The 26,238-nt window shown below is 56.4% G+C and carries 19 protein-coding genes and 4 pseudogenes; 13 read left to right on the forward strand and 10 right to left on the reverse strand.

Features of this window, described 5'->3' with window-relative positions:
* Nucleotides 1-71: 71 nt before the first annotated feature.
* The 3 genes from JNO11_RS13075 to JNO11_RS13085 form a co-directional block, all read right to left on the reverse strand.
* Nucleotides 72-1,538, reverse strand: coding sequence for an amino acid permease (locus JNO11_RS13075; protein WP_022625044.1), 1,467 nt, complete (start codon nt 1,536-1,538; stop codon nt 72-74).
* 117 nt (nt 1,539-1,655) lie between these two features.
* Nucleotides 1,656-2,522 (reverse strand): DNA-binding transcriptional regulator YeiE, encoded by an 867-nt coding sequence (gene yieE / locus JNO11_RS13080; protein ID WP_010248285.1) that lies wholly within the window; start codon nt 2,520-2,522, stop codon nt 1,656-1,658.
* A 9-nt stretch (nt 2,523-2,531) separates the two neighbouring features.
* Entirely contained in the window at nt 2,532-2,906 is a 375-nt protein-coding gene (locus tag JNO11_RS13085) for a YkvA family protein (RefSeq protein WP_010248287.1), read from the reverse strand.
* A 106-nt stretch (nt 2,907-3,012) separates the two neighbouring features.
* On the opposite strand from JNO11_RS13085, the gene JNO11_RS13090 reads away from it, so the two are divergent.
* Both JNO11_RS13090 and nfo read left to right on the forward strand, forming a co-directional pair.
* The gene (locus tag JNO11_RS13090; protein ID WP_062758861.1) at nt 3,013-4,068 is read left to right on the forward strand and encodes a YeiH family putative sulfate export transporter; all 1,056 of its coding nucleotides are present in this window, start codon (nt 3,013-3,015) and stop codon (nt 4,066-4,068) included.
* Nucleotides 4,069-4,119: 51 nt separating this feature from the next.
* A complete protein-coding gene (gene nfo / locus JNO11_RS13095) occupies nt 4,120-4,965 on the forward strand; it encodes a deoxyribonuclease IV (RefSeq protein ID WP_235764394.1) in 846 nt (281 codons plus the stop codon).
* A gap of 893 nt (nt 4,966-5,858) precedes the next feature.
* Here the strand turns inward: nfo and fruA are convergent.
* From fruA to fruB, 3 genes and pseudogenes are all read right to left on the reverse strand, one after another.
* The gene (gene fruA, locus JNO11_RS13100; protein ID WP_325177402.1) at nt 5,859-7,571 is read right to left on the reverse strand and encodes a PTS fructose transporter subunit IIBC; all 1,713 of its coding nucleotides are present in this window, start codon (nt 7,569-7,571) and stop codon (nt 5,859-5,861) included.
* Nucleotides 7,572-7,587: 16 nt separating this feature from the next.
* Nucleotides 7,588-8,526: a 1-phosphofructokinase gene (fruK, locus tag JNO11_RS13105; RefSeq protein WP_325177673.1), complete on the reverse strand. Its 939-nt coding sequence runs from the start codon at nt 8,524-8,526 to the stop codon at nt 7,588-7,590.
* Between the two features lie 6 nt (nt 8,527-8,532).
* Nucleotides 8,533-9,654, reverse strand: a pseudogene (fruB, locus tag JNO11_RS13110) (fused PTS fructose transporter subunit IIA/HPr protein); the annotation flags it as partial.
* 311 nt (nt 9,655-9,965) lie between these two features.
* Here fruB and JNO11_RS13115 point away from each other — a divergent pair.
* A pseudogene (locus JNO11_RS13115) lies at nt 9,966-10,202 on the forward strand (type II toxin-antitoxin system VapC family toxin); the annotation flags it as partial.
* A 105-nt stretch (nt 10,203-10,307) separates the two neighbouring features.
* Here the strand turns inward: JNO11_RS13115 and JNO11_RS13120 are convergent.
* Nucleotides 10,308-10,496, reverse strand: a pseudogene (locus JNO11_RS13120) (YkgJ family cysteine cluster protein); the annotation flags it as partial.
* A gap of 356 nt (nt 10,497-10,852) precedes the next feature.
* Between JNO11_RS13120 and yeiP the strand changes: the two are divergent.
* From yeiP to yejF, 9 genes and pseudogenes are all read left to right on the forward strand, one after another.
* Nucleotides 10,853-11,413: an elongation factor P-like protein YeiP gene (yeiP, locus tag JNO11_RS13125; RefSeq protein ID WP_325177403.1), complete on the forward strand. Its 561-nt coding sequence runs from the start codon at nt 10,853-10,855 to the stop codon at nt 11,411-11,413.
* A gap of 76 nt (nt 11,414-11,489) precedes the next feature.
* A pseudogene (locus tag JNO11_RS13130) lies at nt 11,490-12,459 on the forward strand (GTP-binding protein).
* Nucleotides 12,460-12,504: 45 nt separating this feature from the next.
* Entirely contained in the window at nt 12,505-13,212 is a 708-nt protein-coding gene (locus tag JNO11_RS13135) for a phosphatase PAP2 family protein (RefSeq protein WP_010671014.1), read from the forward strand.
* Nucleotides 13,213-13,724: 512 nt separating this feature from the next.
* Nucleotides 13,725-14,300 carry a bifunctional murein DD-endopeptidase/murein LD-carboxypeptidase gene (mepS, locus tag JNO11_RS13140; protein ID WP_010248316.1) on the forward strand — a complete coding sequence of 192 codons (576 nt, stop codon included), beginning with the start codon at nt 13,725-13,727 and terminating at the stop codon, nt 14,298-14,300.
* Between the two features lie 222 nt (nt 14,301-14,522).
* The gene (locus JNO11_RS13145) at nt 14,523-16,085 is read left to right on the forward strand and encodes a cyclic di-GMP phosphodiesterase (RefSeq protein WP_029519404.1); all 1,563 of its coding nucleotides are present in this window, start codon (nt 14,523-14,525) and stop codon (nt 16,083-16,085) included.
* A 43-nt stretch (nt 16,086-16,128) separates the two neighbouring features.
* On the forward strand, nt 16,129-17,937 hold the full coding sequence (locus JNO11_RS13150; RefSeq protein WP_325177404.1) for an extracellular solute-binding protein: 1,809 nt from the start codon (nt 16,129-16,131) through the stop codon (nt 17,935-17,937).
* Nucleotides 17,938-17,948: 11 nt separating this feature from the next.
* Nucleotides 17,949-19,043 (forward strand): microcin C ABC transporter permease YejB, encoded by a 1,095-nt coding sequence (locus JNO11_RS13155; protein WP_182500216.1) that lies wholly within the window; start codon nt 17,949-17,951, stop codon nt 19,041-19,043.
* A complete protein-coding gene (locus JNO11_RS13160) occupies nt 19,040-20,062 on the forward strand; it encodes a microcin C ABC transporter permease (protein ID WP_167430156.1) in 1,023 nt (340 codons plus the stop codon). The genes JNO11_RS13155 and JNO11_RS13160 overlap by 4 nt, the downstream gene beginning before the upstream one ends.
* Nucleotides 20,063-21,667, forward strand: coding sequence for a microcin C ABC transporter ATP-binding protein YejF (gene yejF / locus JNO11_RS13165; RefSeq protein WP_187506636.1), 1,605 nt, complete (start codon nt 20,063-20,065; stop codon nt 21,665-21,667).
* Here yejF and JNO11_RS13170 read toward each other — a convergent pair.
* The 3 genes from JNO11_RS13170 to rsuA all read right to left on the reverse strand — a co-directional run bounded on the left by JNO11_RS13170 (nt 21,654) and on the right by rsuA (nt 24,236).
* Nucleotides 21,654-21,974 (reverse strand): hypothetical protein, encoded by a 321-nt coding sequence (locus JNO11_RS13170; RefSeq protein ID WP_010248336.1) that lies wholly within the window; start codon nt 21,972-21,974, stop codon nt 21,654-21,656. The genes yejF and JNO11_RS13170 overlap by 14 nt on opposite strands.
* A 296-nt stretch (nt 21,975-22,270) precedes the next feature.
* Nucleotides 22,271-23,467: a Bcr/CflA family multidrug efflux MFS transporter gene (locus tag JNO11_RS13175; protein ID WP_325177405.1), complete on the reverse strand. Its 1,197-nt coding sequence runs from the start codon at nt 23,465-23,467 to the stop codon at nt 22,271-22,273.
* Between the two features lie 49 nt (nt 23,468-23,516).
* Nucleotides 23,517-24,236: a 16S rRNA pseudouridine(516) synthase RsuA gene (gene rsuA, locus JNO11_RS13180; protein WP_010248342.1), complete on the reverse strand. Its 720-nt coding sequence runs from the start codon at nt 24,234-24,236 to the stop codon at nt 23,517-23,519.
* Nucleotides 24,237-24,391: 155 nt separating this feature from the next.
* On the opposite strand from rsuA, the gene JNO11_RS13185 reads away from it, so the two are divergent.
* Nucleotides 24,392-26,146, forward strand: a complete 1,755-nt coding sequence (locus JNO11_RS13185) for a DEAD/DEAH box helicase family protein (protein ID WP_311974960.1) — start codon at nt 24,392-24,394, stop codon at nt 26,144-26,146.
* The last annotated feature ends 92 nt before the right edge of the window (nt 26,147-26,238 follow it).

The raw sequence follows: 26,238 nt of genomic DNA on the forward strand, positions 1-26,238 counted from the left end.
GAGCCTGCGCCTTTCGCAAAGACGCAGAACCCGCCATCCCTGGCGGGTTTTGTGCGGGCGATTACGCAGAGTTAATCTTTGTGAACCGGGAACTCCATTTCGCTGTACTTCACGAAACGGCTACCGCGCGTCAGCTTGTAGCCGAACCAGATAATCAGGAACAGCGGAATGCCGATATAGGTTGCCGCCACGCCATACCAGTCGATGCTGTCGTTAAGGAATGCCTGGTAGTTCTGACCCAGCGTGATGATCAGGCAGAGCACAAAGGCGAAAATCGGACCCAGCGGGAAGAAGCCGGAACGGTAAGGCAGATCGTTCAGGTCACGTCCCTGGGCCACATAGCCCCGACGGAAGCGATAGTGACTGATGGCAATACCCAGCCAGGCAATAAACCCGGTCATGCCTGAGGTATTCAGCAGCCACAGATAGACTTCCTGATTACCAAATTTTGAGGTCAGGAAGCACAGTCCGGCCACCACGGTGGTGGCCCACAGGGCATTACGCGGCACGCCGCCCTTTGAGAGCTTCGCGAAAATCCGTGGCGCTTTACCTTCGCTGGCCAGGTTATAAAGCATACGCGTTGACGCATACATCCCGGAGTTACCCGCTGACAGCACAGCCGTCAGGATCACCGCATTCATGACGGCGGCGGCAGAGAGCAGACCGGCATTCTGGAACACCAGGGTGAACGGGCTGACGCTGATATCGTCGATATCATTGTGCAGCAACTGCGGATCGGTGTATGGCAGGATCAGGCTGATAATCAGGATAGCGAACACATAGAACAGCAGAATACGCCAGAAAATCTGCCGCACAGCGCGCGGAATATTTTTCGCCGGATCTTCAGATTCGCCCGCCGCGATACCGATCAGTTCGGTGCCCTGGAAGGAGAATCCCACAATCATCGCCACCCCGATCATGGCCGCAAAGCCGCCCGCAAACGGCGCGTCGCCCACCTGCCAGTTTTGCCAGCCCGCATGTTCAGCACCGCGCATAATGCCGGTGATCATCAGCACCCCAACGATGATAAAGATAATCACGGTGGCCACTTTAATCAGCGAGAACCAGTATTCCGCCTCGCCAAAGCCTTTGACCGAAATGTAGTTGAGCAGGAACATCAGCCCCAGGAACAGCGCGCTCCAGATCCAGCCAGGCGTGTCGGGGAACCAGTAGTTCATCACCAGCTGGGACGCTACCAGGTCAACCGCGATGGTCACCGCCCAGTTGTACCAGTAGTTCCAGCCGAGTGCGAAACCAAAGCCCTCTTCGACATATTTCGCGCCGTAGGTGGCGAAGGAACCCGATACCGGCATGAACGCAGCCAGTTCGCCGAGGCTGGTCATCAGGAAGTAGACCATCAGGCCGATGAGGATATAGGAGAGCAGTGCTCCGCCCGGGCCAGCCTGAGCGATGGTGGCACCGGAGGCGACAAACAGGCCGGTACCAATGGAGCCGCCGATGGCGATCATCGTCAGGTGACGGGCTTTTAACGCACGTCGTAATGCAGGTTGTTGTGTTGTATTTGAGTCATTATGCATGTGTTAACGCTACGCTGGGTAAAAATGAGGCGCGATTGTAGCAGCCAGATCGCCTCTGTATAGCGAATGCCAACCTGTTATTAGTTAACTTCATGATCGCGCCGGAATTATTAGTAATTACTCGCGACAATAGGAAAAAAACCGCGTCAGTGCTTTGGAAATATGCTTCTGCCGGTGATGGATGCGATAGAGCGTGCGGATAAGACGCGGCAGCGGAATCGTCAGTTCAACCAGCGTGCCCGCCTCCAGCAGATCGGCAATCACCCGGCGCGAAAGACAGCTGATGCCCATGCCGTGCCGCACCGCATGTTTAATCGCCTCGGAATTGCCCAGCTCCATGCCCAGCTGAAAACTCGGCAGATGCGACAGCAGCAGATAATCGACAATTTCACGGGTGCCGGAGCCGCGTTCGCGCAGGATCCACGGGGCGTCAGCCAGGGTTTGCAGCGTCACCGGCTGTTGCAGAATCGCCGCGTCTGGCGCGGCAAACACCACCAGCTCATCTTCGAGCCAGGGTTCACTGACCAGCTCGGTCATATGGCACGGCCCTTCAATTAATCCGACATCGACGCGGAAATCGGAAACCGCCTGAATCACATCCTGGCTGTTGCCGACACTCAGCTCCAGCGGCAGGCGGGGAAAATCGCGACGATAAGCGGCCATCATACCTGGCAGCAGATAGTTACCGATGGTGCTGCTGGCAAAGATGCGGATCGCGCCGTTATCCTCTTTAAACAGCTGCTCGATTTCGCCCGCCTGCTCCAGCAGCCCTACTGCACGGGGATAGAGCAGCCGTCCATGCTCATTCAGCACCAGCCGTTTGCCGACGCGGTCAAACAGTTGCACTCCGAGCTGGCTCTCCAGATCGGCCAGCGCTGCACTCACCGCCGACTGCGACAGCGCCAGCAGTTGCGAAGCCTGAGTGGTGGAGCCGCTCTTAAGCACTTCGGTGAAAACTTCAATTTGCCGCAGTGTAATGTGCATCGTTGCCTCTTAACTCAGTGACTGCCTGACCAGGTAAATGATTAATGCCAGCCAGATCAGCCCTATCGCCACCAGCCAGCCTGCAATCTTTTTGCCACGCGAACGTTGAGACTGCGCCCGCTCGCTGCTGCTGATGCGCACCTCTCGCGGCAGTAAACGCAGCAGCACCATGACGCCCGTCGGAATAATCACCGCGTCATCCAGCAGACCGACAAAGGGGATCACATCAGGAATGATATCGATCGGGCTGATGCCATAGGCGACCAGCCCCAGCATCCCCAGCTTGTTCCACCAGGGTGTGCGGGGATCACGGAAGGCAAACCCCAGCACAAACACATCTCTTTTGATCAGCGTCGCCCAGCGGCGCAGACGCGAAACTATCATGATTGCTGCCTTATCGTTTATTCTGGTTAATTATAAATATATTATCAATTTCACTTTTAAGCCAGTCGCCGTCATGATCGGGTCTCAACCAGGAGGAGTGAGCATCATGACTGAACTGAGCATCGCTAAACCGCATCATCCCGTTCCGCTCTGGATCCCGGGTCTGCTGCTGACCGCCGTGATTGCCGGGGCAGCCAGCTGGCTGGCGCAGCAGCCGATGATTGCCGCGCTGGGGCTGGGTTCACTGACTCTGGCGATTATGCTGGGCATCCTGGTCGGTAACAGCATCTATTCGCCGCTGGCGTCACGCTGCGACAACGGCGTGCTGCTGGCTAAGCAGAAACTGCTGCGGCTGGGGATCATCCTGTTTGGCTTTCGCATCACTTTACAACAAATTGCTGACGTCGGTTTCAGCGGCATCCTGATTGATGCGCTGACCCTGACCAGCACCTTCCTGATAACCTGCCTGCTGGGCATGCGGCTGCTGAAGCTGGATCGCGATACCGTCTGGCTGATTGGTGCGGGCAGCAGTATCTGCGGTGCTGCGGCTGTACTGGCGACCGAGCCGGTAGTGAAAGCCGCGCCGTCGAAAGTTGCGGTGGCTATCGCGACCGTGGTGCTGTTCGGCACGCTGGCGATCTTTATCTATCCGCTGCTGTGGCCGCTGGCGCATGAGCTGTTCCCGGATCTCAGTGCATCGCAGTTTGGTGTTTTTACCGGCTCAACCATCCATGAAGTGGCGCAGGTGGTGGCCGCCGGACACAGCATCAGCCCGGAAGCCGAGAACAGCGCGGTCATTGCCAAAATGCTGCGGGTAATGATGCTGGCTCCCTTTCTGCTCTGCCTGAGCGCCGTGATACGCGGCAAACGTCAAGGAAGCAACGCGCGTCAGGCTGTGACATTTCCCTGGTTCGCCCTGCTGTTTATTGCCGTCGCACTGTTTAACTCGCTGCAGCTGCTGCCTGCCGCGGTGGTGGCGACGCTGAATCAGCTGGCGGGTCTGCTGCTGGCGATGGCGATGGCGGCGCTGGGATTGACCACCCGTTTCGGGGCATTGCGTGAGGCAGGCGTTAAACCGCTGCTGCTGGGTGCGCTGGTGTTTGTCTGGTTAATCGCGGGCGGCGGTGCAATCAATCTGCTGGTGCAACATTTCATGGGCTAGCGGCATCGGGTATCATGCCGTCTCATCCGTGCACAGCCCCAGGAGAAAGGCATGAAATATATTGGCGCACACGTGAGTGCGGCAGGTGGCGTGGATCAGGCAGTGATCCGCGCCCATGAAATAGAAGCCACCGCCTTCGCGCTCTTTACTAAAAATCAACGTCAGTGGAAGGCCGCCCCGCTCTCGACTGAGGTGATTGATGCTTTTCGCGCCGCCTGCGAGACGTACAAATTCGGTCCGCAGCAAATCCTGCCGCACGACAGTTTCCTGATAAACCTGGGTCATCCGGTTGAAGAGGCGCTGGAGAAATCCCGCGCCGCTTTTATTGATGAGCTGCGACGTGCCGACCAGCTGGGCCTGACTTTGCTGAACTTCCATCCGGGCAGCCATCTGCATCAGATTGATGAGGAGGCCTGTCTGAAGCGGATTGCGGAGTCGATCAACATCGCTCTCGACCAGAGCCAGAACGTCACCGCCGTCATTGAGAATACCGCCGGTCAGGGCAGTAATCTGGGTTTCCGCTTCGAGCATCTCGCCACCATTATTGAGCATGTTGAAGATAAATCGCGTGTCGGCGTCTGTATTGATACCTGCCATGCGTTTGCCGGTGGTTATGATCTGCGTACCGAAGCGAATTGCGAAGCGACCTTCGCCGAATTTGAGCGCATTGTCGGCTTTAACTATCTGCGCGGCATGCACCTTAACGATGCCAAAAGCGCCTTCGACAGTCGCGTTGACCGCCATCACAGCCTGGGTGAAGGCAATATCGGCAAAACAGCGTTTAGCTGGCTGATGAAAGATCCGCGGTTTGATGGCATCCCGTTGATTCTGGAAACCATTAATCCCGATATCTGGAAAGATGAGATTGCCTGGCTGAAAGCCGAACAGCAGGGATAGAAAAGGGAGCCAGCTGGCTTAATGCTGGTCAGTTAAGATTAGATTTGTAAAGGCTGTCACGGTCAAACGTGGCAGCTTTTTTTGTCAGTGCGAGCGAGCCGCAGTGCGGGCCAGTGCACCTCTGCTGCTGCCGGGCCGTCCTCGCGCCGCTCACGCGGTACCTTCGGCTTTGACGTCGTGCCGACGAACCGTTCGGGGATCGGCCCTCCCTGGCCGGCCCCGACCTGTCCACGCTTCCCGGCGTGGACTTCTGGCCCACCGTCACGCCTCAGCGCTGCGGATAGCCCTTTCAGCAGCAGAGGCGCTCAGGCCTCCACTCTCGTGCCCTTTTTAACAGTACGCACCAGAAGCTTCAGAGCAGGCTGATGCCGGGCAGGGGCAGGCAATCCGCAGCGCTGAACAGAATGAGTCTGCCAGGAGAGCCCGCAGGACGCGGGCGAAAGGCGGGGCGGCACAGGATGTGCCATCCCCGGCGGTCCGTCAGGCAGGCGAATGAAGTGAAGGAACCGCGCAGCGGCGCGAGGACCGCCAGCCCCTGAGCGGCACCAGACTGCGTTATCACCTGTCGCTTAACTGGCTGGCATGGCTCCCTTTTCGTTTAGAGAGAACACTGGCTCAGGGAGCATACGCCTTCCGTAAAGACGCAAAAAAAACGCCATCCCTGGCAGGCGCAGCGCGGGCGATTACGCACCTCATCCCTGAGGTGCGCCCGCAGCCGGGCCAACGCTTTGCGTTGTTCAAAAACGCTCCCGGCTTTTTGTCCATGGCCCGCGATGCTTTACTCCAGTCGTATGCTCCCGTCGCTTTGGCTTCGGGAACCGTCTGTAAAAGCAAACAGGGAGCCATCCGGCTCCCTGTTATTTTCACTTCAGCAGATTATGCACTTCTGCACATCAGGCTTTCGCCAGCTGCTCTTCCGGACGTTTCAGTACCGCATAGCTCAGACCCGCAATCGCAGTACCGATGATGATCGCCATCAGATAGCCGATAACCGGGGTAATCGCGCCAGGGATCAGCAGTACGAACAGTCCACCGTGCGGAGCCATCAGTTTTGCGCCAATCGCCATGGAGATCGCGCCGGTGGTTGCACCGCCAACGATACAGCAAGGCAGAACGCGCATCGGGTCACGGGCAGCGAACGGAATCGCGCCTTCAGAGATAAAGCAGAGACCCAGAACCAGTGCCGCTTTACCGCCTTCCTGCTGACCTTTATTGAATTTACGACGGGCAACCAGCGTCGCCAGCCCCATCGCCAGCGGTGGCACCATACCGGCTGCCATAATGGCAGCCATTGGCGCATAGGTCTGCGAACTCAGTAACCCGACGCCAAACGCGTAAGCCACTTTGTTTACCGGACCGCCCATATCGGTACACATCATGCCGCCCAGAATGGCACCCAGCAGGACCGCATTCGCCGTTCCCATGTTGGCCAGCCAGTGCGTCAGGCCGTTCATGATGCCAGCAACCGGTTTACCCACTACGTAGATCATCAGCAGACCGGTGATCAGACTGGCGAACAGGGGAATAATCAGTATCGGTTTCAGCGCTTCCATACTCTGCGGCAGTTTAACTTTGCCGCTGATCAGCTTCGCCGCATAACCGGCAATAAAGCCCGCGATAATTCCGCCTAAGAAACCTGCGTTAATGCTGGTGGCGATCATACCGCCAATCAGACCCGGCGTCAGACCCGGACGATCAGCGATGGAGAAGGCGATAAAGCCCGCCAGCACCGGCACCATCAGGGCAAAGGCGCTGCCACCACCAATTTGCATCAGCGCCGCAGCCAGCGTGCCCTGCTCTTTAAACGCCGTGATACCAAAGGCAAACGACAGCGCGATGCTCAGACCACCTGCGACCACCATCGGCAGCATGTAAGAAACACCGGTCAGCAGGTGACGATAAGCCCCTGCTCCGCCTTTCTTCTCTTCTTCACTGCTATTGTTCTGTCCGCCAGCCGCCGCTTTATACGGCTTCGCTTCTGCTACCGCTTTATCCAGCTCCTGCGCGGTTTTCTTCAGCGCCAGACCGGTTGAGGTACGGTACATCGGCTTACCGGCAAATTTCGCCAGGTCGACTTCGATATCAGCTGCGACGATCACCAGATCGGCGGCAGCGACTTCTTCCGGAGTGATCGCATTACCGGCTCCCACTGAACCACGGGTTTCAACTTTCACCCACCAGCCGCGACGGGTCGCTTCAGCCTGAATGGCCTCGGCAGCCATAAAGGTATGCGCCACGCCGGTCGGACAGGCGGTCACCGCGACGACGCGTTTCTGTGCACCAGCCTGAGCCGGTGCAGCAGGTGCGCCTGCTGCAGGTGTTGCTACCGCAGCCGGTGTCTGCCAGGTTTTCGCTTCTGCTTTCGCGCGGTTCAGGAAGGTTTCTGGCTCACGTACTGCCAGCTGGATATCGCCCAGCCAGACCGCTTTGCCGTTCAGCGCCGCATCGTCCGGCACGTTTTTGCCCAGCACAATCGCCAGCTCAGCGTCGGCAGGATTATCAGTCAGGGTCAGGCCCGCCGCAGCGGCGGCGGCGGCCAGACGTTGTTGCGCCATATATGCGGAAGCCAGTCCCAGCGTAGGGTCTTTAATCAGCAGCGTTTTCATTATCGCTCTCCTGCTGTCAGTTAACGGGTTGTAAGTCGACGCGCGCCATCATTGCGGCCAACTGAGTACGATCGGAAACGCCAACATTGCTCTGGCTGACGGCCATCGCCGCCACAGCAGTCGCAAGACGCAGCGTGTGTTCGCTGGATTCGCGCATCAGCAGGCCATAAATCAGGCCGCCAACCATTGAGTCGCCTGCACCCACGGTGCTGACCACTTCGCACACCGGCGGTTTAGCGATCCATTCGCCAGAAGCGTTGACCCACAGAGCGCCTTCTGCGCCCAGCGAAATCACCACATGGGCGATACCCTGCTCGCGCAGTTCGTGCGCAGCGCCAATCACATCCTGCAGGGTTGGCAGTTTGCGACCGGCCCAGATTTCCAGCTCACGGCGGTTAGGTTTAACCAGCCACGGTGCCGCCTTCAGTCCTGCCACCAGCGCCTCGCGGCTGCTGTCAAAGATGATGCATGGGCAGTGGGTGCGAAGTTCGGTCATCCAGCGGGTAAAGGCATTGTGGTCGACGCCCTCAGGCAGGCTACCGCTGACGCAGACCATATCGAACTGGCCCAGCCAGGTCAGAGAATCGGTAGTAAATCGATCCCAGTCCTGCGCCGTCACCTGAAAACCGGAGAAATTCAGATCGGTGACGTCACCGGTCTGTTCAGTGAGTTTAACGTTGATACGGGTACGGCCAGGCACGACATGGAAACGGTTGGCTATGCCCAGCTCACTGAACAACTGCTGGAAACCGTCCTGATTCTCTTTCCCCATGAAGCCACCGACGGTGACATCGATACCCAGATCCTTAAGTACTTTGGCTACGTTGATGCCCTTGCCCGCAGCATGCAGCCCGGTGGTTTTCACCAGGTTAACTTCGCCACGTTCAATTTCAGGGGTATATCCCACCAGGTCATACGCCGGGTTCAGCGTAATGGTGGCGACGCGTCTGCTCATGATGCCCCCCTCACCCAGACCACTGGTGATCGCTTCTTCAATCGCATTCAGTGCCTGCTGTGCATCTTCACCGCTGGCGGTAAAGCGCAGGCGATGACCTTTCTTCACGCCCAGCGCAACCACTTTCATCAGGCTGCGGCCATTAGCGGGTTTGCCGCTGCCGTCGAGATTGGTCACGGTGATGTCGCTGTTGAACTGCTTGATCACGCTGACCAGCGCCGTGCCTGGACGGGCATGCAGGCCGTGTTCGTTGCGAATGGTAAATTCAGCCGTCAGCACGTCAGCCTGCTCATCGACTTCGCTGGTGAGCAGTGCGTATACGCCTGCAGCATCCGCTTTCAACAGACGATCCGCTTTGCCCTGCTGCAGCAAGGCGCTGAGGTAACCCAGCACTTCCAGCGGACGTTCATCGGTCGCCGAAACGCTGATTAACATCGCAGCCGATTCGCCCTGATGGTCGAAGGCATGTTCAGCGCGGCTGATAGCCACGCCGCTGCGCAGGTTGCCGAGGCTGCTGTCGCTGAGCCAGATGCCCTGACCCAGATTCAGCGGAGGCGTTGAAACCACGTCTGCGACGTAGCTGGCATCCACCACACCAGCGGACTGCAGCCGACCGGCGTTCATCGCCTGTAAGGTGATCAGATCGCTGGCAGCCACGTTGAGCGTGATTAATGAGGTGTCGAAGCTGAATTCAGCGGCTTGTTTCTCGCCCATCAGCAACGCACGAAGATCTTCAGCAGAGGCGGTTTTTAGCTGTTCTGCAATGGTGTCATCGCTCAGCACATGGGTCAGCTGACGCAGCAGCGCCAGATGTTCATCCGACTTAGCGGCAATCCCGATGGCAACATAGGCTGTCTGATCGTCACCCCAGGCAATGCCCTGCGGAAACTGGAAAACCTGAACGCCGGTTTTCAGCACCAGATCGCGGGTATCGGTGGTGCCATGAGGGATTGCGATGCCGTTGCCAAGAAAGGTTGAGGTCTGCTGTTCGCGCGCCAGCATGCCGTTGACGTACCCTTCGGTCACATTGCCCGCCGCGGTTAACGCGGCAGCAACCTGACGAATGGCCTCTTCTTTATTCTGGGCGCTGGCTCCGGTATGGATGGCCTGCAATTCGAGCTGGAACATAATTCTCCTCGCTTGCTGAGATTGAATCGTTTCAGCCAGTGGGAAAGTTTTTACGCCATGCTGTGGAAAACAGGTGGCGCAGTAACCGCTGAAACGTTTCAGGGATTGTGGTACAGCCGCTTTCACCAGGCAAGAAAATGCGCAAACGGCGTAGCAGATTTTTGACGTTACGCACATTTCGGGCAGGTTTAAGGGATTAGCGGGCGAACAGGCTGACGCTGCTGCTGTAAGGTAAGAATGGGTGGACCGAAAACTTCAGCAGCGTCAGCGCCTCAGGGCGCGGTATCCGCTTCGGTTTACAGCAGATACGTTTGCAATTGGTGGATGCATTCTGCGCACGTCTTAATGCTGTGCTTTCATGGGATCGCGCAGCGGTAGTTGCAACTACTGAAATCAAAGCGGCGCTGGTGGCTGCCGGAACGCCCATTGGTCCCAACGACACCGCGATTGCCGGGCATGCCATTGCGGCCAGGGCTATTCTGGTGACCAATAACACACGCGAGTTTGAACGGGTACCCGGATTGCAGCTAGAAGAGTGGGACAGCTAACCGCTGACGCTGGATTAAATCTGAGCGGTGGGAGGGTTCTCAGGCACGTGTGCTGGCTTCAAGCTCAATCAGGTAGGTCATGGCTGAGGTACGGTCTGTAAGACACATATCAACTGAAGGTTGCAGACTTCCGCATACTTTCGGCCTTAAATCTGAACCGAAAATCATGCACAAATTTTCATCCGATAACTGAATGCATCGGACATTCGCGGGTTTACCCTGCGGCATTCCGGGGATGGGGCTGGAGATTGACGGCGCGATGCAGCAGGCTCCACAATCAATACGACACTGCATTAACACCTCTCACGCGACCTTCAGTATACAACAGACAGTAACAGAATCTCAGAGGGAGCGACACCACACCCTTCAGCTCTTAACTTCCTGCTTAAATCGTTCACTGTCACCCATGCCAGAAATCGGTGAAGAGATAGAGGGCGCTGTACAACAGGCACCGCCCTGGCTACGGCATTGCATGCTGTGCCCCGGCAGAGAAAGTCGCGGCGACAATAGAAGTCCGGGGCGGCAATTGCCATGAAAGCCGCGGCCTGAGACAAAATTTCACGCCGGTGATATTGCCAGTTTTCATCGGCGCGAGTAACGTTGCGCGCACTTCACTCTCAAGATAGCGAGAACAGCAATGCCAAAAGCCAATGAAATCAAAAAAAGGGATGGCCGTCACGCACAACGGTAAACTGCTGCTGGTTAAAGATATTGATGTCCAGAGCCCCAGCGCACGCGGTGCCGCCACCCTGTATAAAATGCGCTTTACCGATGTCCGCACCGGTTTAAAAGTGGAAGAGCGCTTTAAAGGCGACGAGATTATTGATGCGATTTCGCTCAGCCGTCGCAGCGTGACCTTCTCTTATATAGATGGTGACGAATATATTTTTATGGATGATGAGGATTACACCCCCTACTCCTTTAAACAGGAGCAGATTGAAGAAGAGCTGCTGTTTATCCCTGAAGGCGGTATCCCTGGCATTCACGTGCTGACGATGGAAGGTCAGGTGCTGGCGCTGGAACTGCCACAAACCGTGGATATGGAGATTGTTGATACCTCACCAGGCATTAAAGGTGCTTCCGCCAGCGCCCGCACCAAACCCGCCGGTATGAGTACAGGCCTCTCGATTCAGGTACCGGAATACCTCAGCAACGGTGACCGCATCCGCATCCACATTGCTGAACGCCGCTATATGGGCCGTGCAGACTAAATAAGAAGCCTGCTGCCGATCGTGATAGTGTTATATTATTACATTATCACGTTATTCCCCGGCAGGAGTCACTCCCATGACACGCGTTAATCTGATTACCGGTTTTTTGGGCAGCGGCAAAACCACGCTGCTCTGCCATCTGCTGGCTGCCAGGCCGTCCGGGGAAAACTGGGCGGTGCTGGTAAATGAATTTGGCGAGATCGGGATCGACGGCACCCTGCTGGCCGATCGCGGTGCCACGCTGAAAGAGATCCCCGGCGGCTGCCTGTGCTGTGTTAATGGCCTGCCGATGCAGGTCGGGCTGAATATGCTGCTGAAGAGTAAACCCGATCGGCTGCTGATCGAGCCAACCGGCCTGGGCCATCCTCGTCAGGTGCTGGAGATGTTGAGTGCGCCCGTCTATCAGTCGTGGCTGCAACTGAATGCCACACTGACGCTGCTGGATGCGCGTCAGCTGGCCAATCCTCGTATCGTTGCCAATGAAAACTTCCGCGATCAGCTGGCTGCCGCCGACCTTATTATCGCTAATAAGCGCGACTGCTGGGATCAGGCGGATCGTCAGCGCCTGGCTGACTGGCAGCAGCAGATGCAGCCTGCGCGCCCTCTGATAGAGACCGAATTTGGTCAGGTCCCCCCTTTCCCTGCTGGATACACCCCGGCAGCCGCGCGAGCTTCCCGTGCCACAGCATCATCATTCGTCGGGTCCCACCAGCGGTCTGGCGGCGTTGCGACTGAATGGCGAGGCGCGCTGGCGTCGGGCGCTGAACCACGACCAGGACTATAACGCCTGCGGCTGGCTGTTTGATGGTGATACGCTGTTCGACAGCGGCACACTGCTGGAATGGGTTCGGCAGGCGCCGGTAGATCGCGTTAAAGGAGTGATGCGCACGAAAGAAGGCGCTCTGCGTATCAATCGCCAGGCAAATGAGCTGCAGAGTGAAACACTCCCCTCACCGCCATCCGATAGCCGCATTGAGATCATTCATTCTCAACAGGCTGACTGGAATCGACTACAATCGGCATTGTTGAAGTGCCGTTTACGCTGACAGAGGTATTGTCGGCGGTTATTTTTAATAATAATGAGTTTAACTATGCGCGTAACTCGCCTTATTACTATCCTGCTGCTTAATGCACTGGGCGTGGTGCTATTTCTGTCATGGTATCTGCCCCCGGAACATGGCTTCTGGTTCGGCGTCGATAAATCTATTTTCTTTGGCTTCAATAGCCAGATGGTGACCCATCCGCTGTTCGCGCTGATCGTCGCTATCACGAATTACCGTGGTTTTGATGCGGTGTCATTGCTGGCGATGGGTCTGCTTTACCTGTCGATCTGGCGGCGTGAAACGCCACAGGCGCAGCGCCGGATGCTGGCAATCGGCATCACCATGCTGCTGACCGCCGTCGTTCTCAATCAGTTGGGCCATTTATTGCCGGTTAAACACTCCAGTCCGACACTGTTCTTCGAGAACGTGCATCGCGTCAGTGAACTGACCGGTATTCCCGCAAAAGATGCTTCAAAAGATAGCTTCCCCGGCGACCACGGTATGATGCTGATCATTTTCGCCTGCTTTATCTGGCGTTATTTTGGTTTCAGCCGCTTTTTAATTGCCACGGCTATTGTGGTGATATTTTCACTGCCACGCATCATGGCCGGTGCGCACTGGTTTACCGATGTTGCCGTCGGTTCAATGTCGGTGGTATTAGTGGGTCTGAGCTGGTGGCTATTAACGCCAGCCAGTGACGTATTGGTTAACTGGTTTTATCGCAAATTGCCGGGTAAATATAAGCCCGTGACGTAAATGTTAAGCGCGGACGATTTAAACCCCTGGTTTGAACCGCCCGCGCTTATAAAAAACACCCCACCACTATTAGCCTGCTAATTAAATTCACGAAAAGAAAAGGTTATGACCCTGCTGGCAGGTTAAATAGTCGCCAATATCCTCTGTCAATAAAGAAAACTCTAAAAATAGCGGCTATGCCCCGAATTAGCCCCCCTTTAACTCCCTGTTCTCACCATCATTTGACCACAATTGTAGCTAAAGTAGTCAGTGTGTTACGGTTTGATTTCACATCAAAAAAACCTATATGAAATTGATTAAAAGCACTCGCCACGGCGTCTGTAATCAGTTAACCTCAGTCGCAGTGAGGCAAAAGCGGCAGAAAATTCGGATTTTTTACCGTTAAAATGTGTCCATTAACACATTTTAGTAATTAAGGATTTGTCTTAGTCTGTTTCGCTTATTAATCTCCCTGTTTTGTCATCTGGCTGGCGACAATCTTGTCGTAAGGAAATCGAAGGAAAACCCGAATAATGGTCAAGTCTCAACCAATACTGAGATATATCTTGCGGATCGTGCCCGCAGTGGCGCTGGCAACACTCCTCTCAGCTTGTAGCAGTACCCATAGCAGTCAAAACGCGAATAACGAGAATCATGAAGTTAACAACCACAATGGTTTTTTACTTCAGGCGTCTCAGGATGAGTTTGAAGAAATGGTGCGTAATGTCGACGTTAAGTCGCGCATCATGGAACAATACGCCGTCTGGAAAGGTGTGCGCTATCGCCTCGGTGGCGATACCAAACGCGGGATCGATTGTTCCGCCTTTGTACAACGCACCTTCCGCGATCAGTTTGGCTTAGAATTACCGCGTTCTACCTCGCAGCAGCAGGACACCGGTAAAGAGATTACCCGCAGTAAACTGCGTCCCGGCGATCTTGTGATGTTCCGTGCAGGCTCTACGGGCCGTCACGTTGGCATCTATCTTGGCAACGATAACTTCGTTCATGCCTCGACCAGCAGTGGCGTGATGATCTCCAGTCTGAATGATGATTACTGGAAAAAGCGCTACCGTGAAGGACGCCGTGTATTAAGTCGTAACCCGACCTGATAACCACTTTCGATCTTCTCTCAGCCAGAGAACATGAAACGCTGCTTATGCAGCGTTTTTTTTCGCCTTTAATCATTTTTACCAGCAGTTATATAAGATAAAAGCATTCTGACTCAGATTAATAGCAAGACATTTCCCGCCGTCTCGTTATATTCTCGGTCGCTTAAACCGAAGCCGTCGTGCGCAATAACATAATAATAATTTGATTAGGGGAAGCTCCTCATGCCACTGTCGGGGGCGCTACGGCGCCATGCCACCTATCCTCGCCGTATCGCATGGAGTAGTGCGATGGCTGGCGGCTTATTCTTTCTGTTATTTGCTGCACTCTCGCTTCACCAGACCTGGCAGAAGCGCGAACGACAGCATCAGCAACTGCTGGAGAACAGCCGCACGGCATTGCAGCAAACGCTCTCCAGCCTGATTAACAGTACTCTTAGTCCCCTGCTTCCGTTTACCCACACTGCCTGCAATACCATCAATCGTGAACTCACCTCACGCGCCGCCTTTGCCGGAAATCTTCGTGCCATCCTGCTGGTTAAAGAAGGTAATGCCTTTTGCTCCTCGGCCACCGGCAGTTTTAATTTGCCGCTCAATGTAATTGCGCCCCTGAGTGATATTTCGCGTGATATCGATCTGCAGCTGATGCCGGGCACGCCGTTGCAGCCCAATAAACCGGCGCTGGCGTTGTGGATCAAAAATCCCGGCAGCCTGCAGTCAGGCGTTTTCGCGACGCTGAATATTACCCTGGCACCCTATCAGCTGCTGGCGTCCGGGCATCCGGAAATCACCGGTATGGCACTGGTGGCACAACGCAGTGCCTTAACCAGCTGGCAATCCGTCGTCATGCAGAATAAAAACCTGCCGACGCCGCTGCACCGGCAGGCGCTGACAGGCTATCCGCTGCAGTTTGTGTTGTACGGTTCCACTCTGACGTTCAGCGATTATCAGAATATCCTGCTGAGCGGCCTGCTACTGTCGCTGCTGGTTTCAGGCGCTTGCTGGCTGCTGTTGTCGGTTTATCAGCGCCCTGGTAAAGAGCTGATTCGGGGCATGAAGCGCGGTGAATTTCACGTCGAATATCAGCCGCTGGTCACCTCCCATGATGGTCAGCCGTATGGGATGGAAGCGTTACTGCGCTGGACCCACCCGACGAAAGGCCCGATTCCGCCCGATGTGTTTATTCACTATGCCGAGGCGCAGAACCTGATTATTCCCCTGACCCGACATCTGTTTCAGCTGGTTTCCCGTGATGCCCACCTGCTGTGTCATACCATTCCCCGTCATGCCTGCCTCAGCCTCAACATTTCGCCCCTGCATCTGGCTGACAGCGGTTTCCGTCAGGATGTGCTGCGCTGGCTTGATACTATGCCTGCGGACCACTTTACTTACGTGTTTGAGATCACCGAGCGAGCCATGGTGCGTGACGAAAACGTTGGAGAACTGTTTGACTGGCTGCATCAGCAGCAGATCCATATCGCCATTGATGATTTCGGTACCGGTCACAGCGCGCTGATCTATCTGGAACGTTATGACTTTGATTATCTGAAAATTGATCGCGGCTTTGTTCAGAGCATCGGTACGGATAGCCTGACCTCGCCGGTGCTCGATACCGTGCTGCAGCTGGCGAAGAAGCTGAACCTGAAAAGTGTGGCCGAAGGGGTAGAAACCGGCGAGCAGGCTGCCTGGCTGATTAACCGCGGTGTGACCCATCTGCAGGGTTACATCTTTAGCCGTCCGCTGCGGCCGGAAACGCTGATAGACTATTTCCGGCGTCATAACGCCTGACACTACCTGGCCCAATCGCGCCAGACATCTGACAGGAGAGTGCATGCTGTTTCGTTCCGGACTTCTGCTGCTGTGCAGCCTGCTCAGCGCCCCGCTGCTGGCGGCCTCTGTCCAGCAAAGCTACGCGTTCACCCAGGCCGGTGAAGCGAAATATCCGCCCGGCTTCAGCCATTACGACTACGCCGATCCCCGCGCACTCAAAGGCGGCAGCATCACCATGGCGGTAGTGGGCACTTACGACAACTTCAACCGCTACGCTTCTCGCGGTAATCCGGGCATTAACACCGGCACGCTTTATGATGGGCTTTACACCAGCTCAGACGATGAACCTGGCAGTTATTATCCGCTGATTGCCGAGTCAGCGCGCTACGCCAGCGATTTTACGTGGATTGAGATCCGCCTTAATCCCCGCGCCCGTTTTCAGAATGGCACACCCATCACCGCCCGCGACGTGGCGTTCACCTATCAGAAATTCATGACCGAGGGCGTGCCTCAATTTCGCGTCGCCTACCGTGGCGTGACCGTTAAAGCGCTGAACGATCTCACTGTGCGCATCGAGGCACAGAAGCCGGATAAAGATCTGCTGCTTGGCTTACTGACGCTGCCGGTTATCGCAGAGTCGTTCTGGCGCGATAAGAAGTTTAATGAGCCGTTAAGCGAGCCACCCTTGTCGAGCGGACCCTATCGCATCACTCGCTGGAAGCTGGGACAGTTTATTGAGTTCAGCCGGGTAAAAGATTACTGGGCCGCTGATCTGCCGGTCAATCGCGGACGCTTTAATTTTGATCGAATGCGCTATGACTACTATCTGGATGACAATGTGGCATTTGAAGCCTTCAAGGCGGGTGCTTACGATCTGCGTGAAGAGACATCGGCAAAGAAATGGGCTACCCAGTATCGCGGCCGCAATTTTGACGATGGCAGCATCGTCAAAGAGACCACGCCTAACGATGCCGCTATCGATACCCGCTGGCTGGCATTCAACAATGAAAAAACGCTGTTCCGGGATCGCCGCGTGCGTCAGGCGCTGTCACTGGTGTTCGATTTCGAGTGGATGAACAAAGCGCTCTATTACGGTGCCTGGCAGCGCGCCAGCAGCTATTTCCAGAACACGGCGTATGCGGCCAGCGGCGTGCCGGATGCACAGCAGCAGGCCCTGCTTGAACCGTGGCGCGCGCAACTGCCACCTGAGCTGTTCAGCCAGCCTTATCAGCCACACAAAACCGACGGCAGCGGCTATGACCGCGGCAGCCTGTTAAAAGCGTCTGACCTGCTGAAACAGGCGGGCTGGCAGATAAAAAATCGCCGTCTGGTCAATGATAAAACCGGTCAGCCGTTTACCATAGAACTCCTGCTGCGCGGTGGCACCAATACCGACTGGGCGTTACCGTTCCAGCACAATCTTTCCCGGCTTGGCATTACGCTGAACCTGCGGCAGATCGACAACTCGCAGTATCTGCGGCGCTGGCGCGAAGGCGACTATGACATGATTGCCACGGTCTATGGGGCGATGCCGATCCCAACCTCCAGCCTGCAGATCCTGTGGCAGTCTGACTTTATCGCCTCGTCGTGGAATACCGCGCGGGTCAAAGAGCCTGTAGTCGATCATTTCGTGAAACAGATTGTGGTGCATCAGGGTGATCCCGCCGCGCTGCGGCCGCTGGCCCAGGCGCTGGACCGGGTGCTGCTGTGGAATGCGTATATGATTCCGATGTGGTACAACGCAGAGCAGCGGCTGGCGTACTGGGATAAGTTTTCTCACCCTGCCCGCAAGCCAGCCTACAGCGTCGGACTGGAAAACTGGTGGTACGACACAAACAAAGCCGGACGCCTGCCGGCCAGCAAACGCTAAGGAGATCACCGTTGGCCGCTTACTTTCTGCGCAGATTGCTGCTGATCATCCCGACGTTATGGGCGATCATCACGCTTAATTTTTTTATCGTGCAAATCGCGCCCGGCGGACCGGTCGATCAGGCGCTGGCTAACATTCAGTTTGGTCAGACAACCGGTCTGCCCGGAAGTGGCGCAGACAGCGCCGGTTCACGCGCCAGCATCAGTCATCTCAATCCGGCCGATAATCAGTACCGGGGCGCACGCGGGCTGGATCCCGAAGTGATTGCCGAGATTAAACAGCGTTATGGTTTCGATAAACCTCTCTGGCAGCGTTACGGCGAGATGCTGTGGAATTATCTGCGTCTGGATTTTGGCGACAGCCTGTTTCGCAGTGCCTCGGTGATCGGGCTGATCAAAGAGAGCCTGCCGGTTTCGATCAGTCTGGGATTATGGAGCACACTGATCATCTACCTGGTGTCGATCCCGCTGGGGATCCGCAAAGCGGTGCGCAATGGCAGCGCTTTCGATGTCTGGAGCAGCGCTTTTATTATCATTGGCTACTCCATCCCGGCTTTTCTGTTTGGCATTATGTTAATCGTGCTGTTTGCGGGTGGCAGCTATCTGGACTGGTTTCCGCTGCGCGGGCTCACCTCTGCGCAGCACGACACACTGCCCTGGTATGGCAAAGTGCTGGACTACTTCTGGCATATTGCCCTGCCGGTGCTGGCGACAGTGATCGGCGGCTTCGCCACGCTGACCATGCTGACGAAAAACGCGTTTCTGGATGAGATCCGCAAGCTCTATGTGGTGACTGCGCGCGCCAAAGGGGTGCCGGAGCGCCGTATTCTCTATCACCATGTGTTTCGCAATGCGATGCTGCTGGTGATCGCCAGCTTCCCCGCCACCTTTATCAGCATGTTCTTTACCAGTTCAGTGCTGATCGAGGTTATGTTCTCGCTCAACGGACTCGGGCTGCTCGGCTATGATGCGACTCTGCAACGCGACTATCCGGTGATGTTTGGCACGCTCTATATTTTTACGCTGATAGGTTTGCTGATGAATATTCTCAGTGATCTCACCTATACGCTGGTCGATCCGCGCATCGATTTCGGGAGCCGCTCATGACGCTCTCTCCGCTCAACCAACAGCGCTGGCAGCGCTTTCGTCATAACCGGCGCGGCTACTGGTCGCTGTGGATCTTTCTGATCATCTTTCTGCTGTCGATGGGTGCCGAACTGATTGCCAATGACAAGCCACTGCTGGTGCATTACCAGCAGCGCTGGACAGTGCCGCTGCTGTTTGACTACAGCGAGACCGACTATGGCGGCGTACTGGCGACAGCGGCGGATTATCAGGATCCCTGGCTGCGGCAGCGCATTGAGCAGAATGGCTGGGCCATATGGGCACCGATTCGTTTCAGCGACAGCACCATCAATTTTGCTACCGAGGTGCCCTTCCCCTCTCCGCCCTCTGCGCAGAACTGGCTCGGCACGGATGCTAACGGCGGCGACGTGATGGCACGCCTGCTCTATGGCACGCGCATTTCTCTGCTGTTCGGACTGATGCTGACGCTCTTCTCCAGCGTCATCGGGATTGTGGTCGGCGCGCTGCAGGGCTATTTCGGCGGCAGGATTGACCTGATTGGGCAGCGGCTGATTGAAGTCTGGTCCGGCATGCCTGCGCTGTTTCTGCTGATTCTCCTCTCCAGCGTGATCCAGCCGGGTTTCTGGTGGCTGCTGCTGGTCACCGTGGCTTTCGGCTGGATGAGCCTGGTCAGCGTGGTCCGGGCCGAGTTTCTGCGTACCCGAAACTTTGATTACATCCGTGCGGCGCAGGCACTGGGGGTTAGCGACGGCCGGATTATGCTGCGCCACATGCTGCCAAACGCCATGGTCGCCACCCTGACCTTTCTGCCGTTTATTCTGTGCGGATCGATTACCACGCTGACCTCACTCGATTTTCTCGGCTTTGGCCTGCCGCTGGGTTCGCCCTCGCTGGGCGAGTTACTGCTGCAGGGCAAAAATAACCTGCAGGCACCCTGGTTAGGCCTGGCGGGCTTTTTTACCCTGGCGATCCTGCTTTCGCTGCTGATTTTTATTGGCGAAGCGGTACGCGACGCTTTTGATCCGGGCAAAGGAGCCTGAATGAACACGCCATTGCTTGCCATCAATCATCTCTCGGTCGCCTTTCGTCAGGGCGAGACGCTTCGCCAGGTGGTGAATGACGTTTCACTGCGCATCGACGCGGGCGAAACGCTGGCGCTGGTGGGCGAGTCGGGTTCCGGTAAGAGCGTCACAGCACTGTCGGTGATGCGACTGCTGCATGAGGCTGCGGTGGCTTATCCCAGCGGGGAGATTCTGTTTAACGGTGAAGATCTGCTGCGCGCGCGCGAGCAGCGCCTGCGCGGGATTCGCGGCAACCAGATCGCGATGATTTTTCAGGAGCCGATGGTATCGCTTAATCCGCTGCACACCGTGGAGAAGCAGCTGTATGAAGTGCTGTCGCTGCATCGCGGGTTGCGTCGTCCGGCGGCACGCGGTGAAATTCTCAGCGTGCTTGATCGGGTCGGAATACGACAGCCCGCCACCCGGCTCAATGATTTCCCCCATCAGCTCTCGGGTGGGGAACGTCAGCGGGTGATGATCGCCATGGCGCTGCTGACCGAGCCTCAGCTGCTGATTGCCGATGAGCCAACCACCGCGCTGGATGTGACGGTGCAGGCGCAGATCCTGACGCTGCTTCGTGAACTGCAGCGAGAGCTGAATATGGGCATGCTGTTTATCACCCATAACCTGAATATCGTGCGTCAGCTGGCAGATAACGTCAGCGTGATGCGCAATGGTCACATCGTCGAACAGAACCGCTGCCAGGTCCTGCTGAATCAGCCGCAACACCCTTACAGCCAGCAGTTGCTGGCCGCCGAACCGGAAGGAAAAGCGCTGCCGCTGCCCGCAGACGCGCCGGTCATTCTTCGGGTCGATAATCTTCAGGTCAGTTTTCCGCTGCGGCGCGGGCTGTTCCGCCGGCAGAGTGGTGAGAAACAGGTGCTCTCCGGCCTGAGCTTTAGCCTGCGACGCGGCGAAAGTCTGGGGCTGGTGGGCGAGTCCGGATCAGGTAAAAGCACTACCGGGCTGGCACTGCTGCGGCTGATTGCCTCGCGCGGCGAAGTCTGGTTTGACGGCCAGCCGCTGCATCAGCTGTCACGTCGTCAGTTATTGCCGCTGCGTCAGCGCATTCAGGTGGTGTTTCAGGATCCTAACTCTTCACTGAATCCGCGTATGACAGTGCAGCAGATCATTGCGGAAGGGCTTGCGGTACATCAGCCCGAGCTTAGCCGTGCGCAACAGGAGCAGCGGGTCATCGAGGTAATGGCGGAGGTGGGGCTTGAAGCGGAAAGTCGCCATCGTTATCCGGCCGAATTTTCGGGCGGTCAGCGACAGCGTATTGCCATTGCGCGTGCACTGATTCTGGAGCCGGAGTTGCTGGTGCTGGATGAACCGACCTCATCGCTGGATCGCACGGTGCAGAAGCAGATTCTGACGCTGTTACGCCGCTTACAGCAGCAGCGGCAGCTCAGCTATCTGTTTATCAGTCACGATCTGGATGTGGTGCGTGCCCTGTGCCATCAGCTTATTGTGCTGCGTCAGGGAGAAGTGGTGGAACAGGGAGAGTGTGAAAGGTTGTTTGCTTCACCCGCGGCCGGGTATACCCGCGAGCTGCTGCAGTCGGCACAACTCAACCTGCGATAAAGGTTTCGGCAATCGCTACGCCCTGATTTTTCAGGCAGCAGTTGGTGGCGCTTTCGTCACGACGCTGAATGAACAGGCAGGGCTGTCCTTCGCACTCGGCCACTTTACAATCGACCTGAATATCCGCCAGAACCTCTTTTAGCTGCTGAAGGATCTCCCACGCCGGAATGCCGTCATGGCTGATCAATCGCAGCGCAACGAAATCCTGCTCGTCCAGCGTGGTGTCATCGGATTCGATAGCACTGTGGTGATCGCTGGCCCAGCGAAAATGCTGTGGCAGACGATGCACAATCGAAAGTTGCAGCATAGTTTACTCTCCCCGGATGAGTTTATGTCGCAACACAAAGCAGCCCAGCTGGAAGCGGCCTGATAACCACTGAGTCCGGACAGGGTTTAATGGCCCGTCCGTGTGGATTGCAGAAGCGCATTTTTTTGCGACTCACATCGCACTTCAGCCTATATGTACCGCGTTCACACGCCGTTAACAATCATTTTAGCTGCATTGTGATTACTTTTTTTAACTAAATATTTTCACAATATCGAAACAAAGTCAGGAGGCGTGCAAGTCGGCACGTCATTGCAGAGGGAAATCACTGCGCCCGATTACCGGGACGCAGTGCGGGGACGTGAAGCGTAGAAAAAGAGCAGCAGAGAGATTGTCGCGCACAGTGCAATCGTGCCGACCATTGGCCAGGCGCTGTTGAAACTCACCAGCGACAGCAGTGCGCCAACAAATGCCCCGACGCCAAAACGCAGGGTGCCCGCCAGCGACGATGCCGTACCCGCCATATGTGGAAACTCATCCAGAATCACCGCCATCGCATTCGATGAGACCATTGATACGCAACCGATAAACATCGCGATCCCCATCACCAGCGGCAAAAAGCCGAGGCTGAAGGCGCTGACCAGCAGCAGCCAGATCCCCATACAGAACTGTATCAGCAGTCCCATCCGGAACATCGCCACCGGGCCAAAGCGGCGCACGGCGCGGCTGTTAATCAGCGTCAGGACAAACAGAAACACCACATTGAGGCCAAAGTAGTAGCCAAAGTTTTGCGGTGAAACGTGATTCAGTTCGATGTAAACAAAGGGACCGGCATTGAGAAAGGTAAACAGCCCGGCAAAGGAGAAACCGCTCGACAGCATGTAACTGAACGCGCGCTTGTGGCGAAACAGCGTTACGAAATTGCCCAGCGTAGTACGCAGATGAAACCGCTGTCGCTGCTCCGGCTTCAGGGTTTCACGGATCTGCGTGGTCACCAGCACGGTAGTGACTAACGCCGCGCCCGCCAGCGCCCAGAAGATGGCGTGCCAGCTCCAGAGCACCAGCAGCCAGCCGCCGATGATCGGCGCCAGCAGCGGCGCAATGGTGGTAATCAGCATCACAAAGGACATCATGCGGGAGAAGTCCTCTTTCGAGTAACTGTCACGCATTAACGCATTGATCACCACACTGGCTGCGGCAGCCGACAGCCCATGCAGAAAGCGCATCGTAATCAGCTGATCGATGGTTTGTGACAGCGCACAGGCCGCGGCGGCGCAGGCAAAGATCAGGGTGCCGAGCGCAATCACCGGCTTACGCCCACAGCTGTCTGCCAGCGGCCCATAGATCAGCTGCCCAATCGCGAAGCCAAGAATGTAGAGGTTGAGCGACATCTGCACGCTACCGGCTGAAACGCCGAACTCACGTGCAATCTGCGGCATGGCGGGCAGATACATGTCGATCGACAACGGCATCAGCATGGCTAACAGACCGAGGATGACCACCAGTCCTGCTGGCGAATTCTTTTCCTTACGCACACCCTCTCCTGCCCTTATGATCGTGACGCGGGCCGCCGGGCCCGTCCGGTTATTTTGTCTGCAGCTCTTTCGGCAGACCGATGCTGGCGATCTCTTCTTCTGTCAGCGCACGATATTCGCCCGGTTCCAGATCGGCGTCCAGTACGATGTCACCGATGCGCTCGCGATGCAGCTCAAGGACCCGATTGCCTACTGCCGCAAACATCCGTTTTACCTGATGATAACGGCCTTCGCTCAGTGTCAGCCGGACGTCTGTCGGGGTGATTACCTCCAGCTGAGCCGGTTTAGTCAGGCTCTTCTCATTGTGCAGCTGCACGCCCGCCGTAAACTGTGCGGCGGTATCGTCACTGACCGGCGATTCCAGGGTCACACGGTAGGTTTTCTCGCAGTGATGACGTGGCGAGGTAATACGGTGTGACCACTGGCCATCATCTGTCAGCAGCACCAGTCCGGTGGTGTCGATATCAAGACGCCCCGCCGCGTGCAGTTTGAATGACATCGGTTCTTCAATGAAATAGATGATGGTGGGATGATCGGGATCGTCGGTTGAGCAGACGTAACCCTGCGGTTTGTTCAGCATAAAGTAGCGTGGACCAGTCTGCATCTGCAGTACGTTGCCGTCATAGACGACTTCGTGGTCGGGCAACAGTTTAAACGCGGTATCGCGTACGATTTCCCCGTTAACGGTGACACGCTGGCCACGGATCTCGCGATGGGCGATGGCGCGGCTGATTTCCAGTTGCTGAGAGATGAATTTGTCGAGTCGCATGAATTCGTTTTGCCTGTTACTGCGGAGGGAATCTGAAACGGCCTGGTTAACCGTTGAAAATGTGCGGGAAGTATAACGTGATCCGCGCCAGCCTGACAGCGCGTTTACCGCACTTTCATGGCATAATTACCCCCAGTTTTGCAAAAGTGAGCATCATGTCTTTTACCTTACGCCCCTATCAACAGGATGCGGTGAATGCCACCGTGGCGCATTTCCGTCGTCATCAACAGCCTGCAGTCATTGTGCTGCCGACCGGTGCCGGAAAGAGCCTGGTCATTGCCGAGCTGGCACGGCTGGCGCGTGGCCGGGTGCTGGTGCTGGCGCACGTCAAAGAGCTGGTAGCGCAGAACCACAGTAAATATCAGGCTTACGGGCTGGAAGCGGATATCTTTGCCGCCGGACTTCAGCGTAAAGAGAGTCAGCGCAAAGTGGTGTTTGGCAGCGTGCAGTCAGTGGCGCGTAACCTCGACCAGTTCGACAGCGCCTTTTCACTGGTGATTGTCGATGAGTGCCACCGTATCGGTGATGATAAAGAGAGTCAGTATCAGCAGATCTTCAATCATCTGCGTCAGCATAATCCGCAACTGCGTTTACTGGGCCTGACCGCCACCCCTTTCCGGCTGGGTAAAGGCTGGATTTATCAGTTCCACTATCACGGCATGGTGCGTGGCGACGAAAAATCGCTGTTTCGCGACTGTATCTATGAACTGCCGCTGCGCTTCATGATTAAGCATCAGTTTCTGGTGCCGCCGGAGCGACTGGACATGCCGGTGGTGCAGTATGACTTCAGCCGCCTGACGGCACAAAGCAGCGGCTTGTTCAGCGAAGCCGATCTTAATCGTGAACTGAAACAGCAGCAGCGCGTGACGCCCCATATTATCCGTCAGATCGTGGAGTTCGCTGAAGATCGGCTGGGGGTGATGATTTTTGCCTCAACGGTTGAGCATGCGCATGAAATTTTGCGGCTGCTGCCCGCTAACAGCGCGCTGGTGTCAGCCGAAACGCCTGCCAGAGAGCGCGATGCTCTGATTCTGGCCTTTAAGGCGCAGCAGCTGAAATTCCTGGTTAACGTGGCGGTGCTGACCACCGGGTTTGATGCTCCGCACGTTGATCTGATTGCGATTCTGCGCCCGACCGAGTCGGTCAGCCTCTATCAGCAAATCGTCGGACGCGGCCTGCGGCTCTCGCCCGGTAAAACCGACTGTCTGATTCTCGATTATGCCGGTAATCCGCACGATCTCTTTACGCCCGAGGTCGGCGCGCCCAAAGGGGCCAGCGACAATCAGCCGGTACAGGTTTTTTGTCCCGCCTGCGGTTTCGCCAACACCTTCTGGGGCAAGGCGACCGAAGATGGCATGGTTATCGAACATTTTGGCCGACGCTGTCAGGGCGTGCTGGAAGATGATGAGGGCGAGCGCGAACAGTGTGACTTCCGCTTCCGCTTTAAAAGCTGCCCCGACTGTGGCGCAGAGAATGATATTGCCGCCCGGCGTTGTCACCAGTGCGACAAAATTCTGGTCGATCCTGACGATATGCTCAAAGCGGCGCTGAAGCTTAAAGATGCGCTGGTGCTGCGCTGTGGCGGCATGACGCTGGAACAGGGCCGTGACGCCAAAGGTGAATGGCTCAAGGCGACCTATTATGACGAGGAAGGCACCAGCGTCAGCGAACGGTTTCGTCTGCAGACACCGGCCCAGCGCAAAGCGTTTGAACAGCTCTTTATGCGCCCGCATCAGCGCGCGCCCGGCGTGCCGCTGGGCTGGCAAAGCGCCGCTGACGTGCTGGCGCTGCAGCCGCTGCTGCGTCATCCCGACTTTGTGGTGGCGCGGGCCAAAGGTCAGTTCTGGCAGATCCGCGAAAAAATGTTCGATTATCAGGGTCGCTATCGCCGTGCCAATGAGCTGCGCTAATGAGCGCTATCGGGTCCGGCTAACCGGATGCCGAGCCCGGCTGGCGGGTATATCGTTTGCTACCATCCAGCATAACGGCTATACTGCCGCCC

Source organism: Pantoea sp. 1B4 (genome assembly GCF_016925765.1).
Lineage (GTDB): Bacteria > Pseudomonadota > Gammaproteobacteria > Enterobacterales > Enterobacteriaceae > Pantoea > Pantoea agglomerans.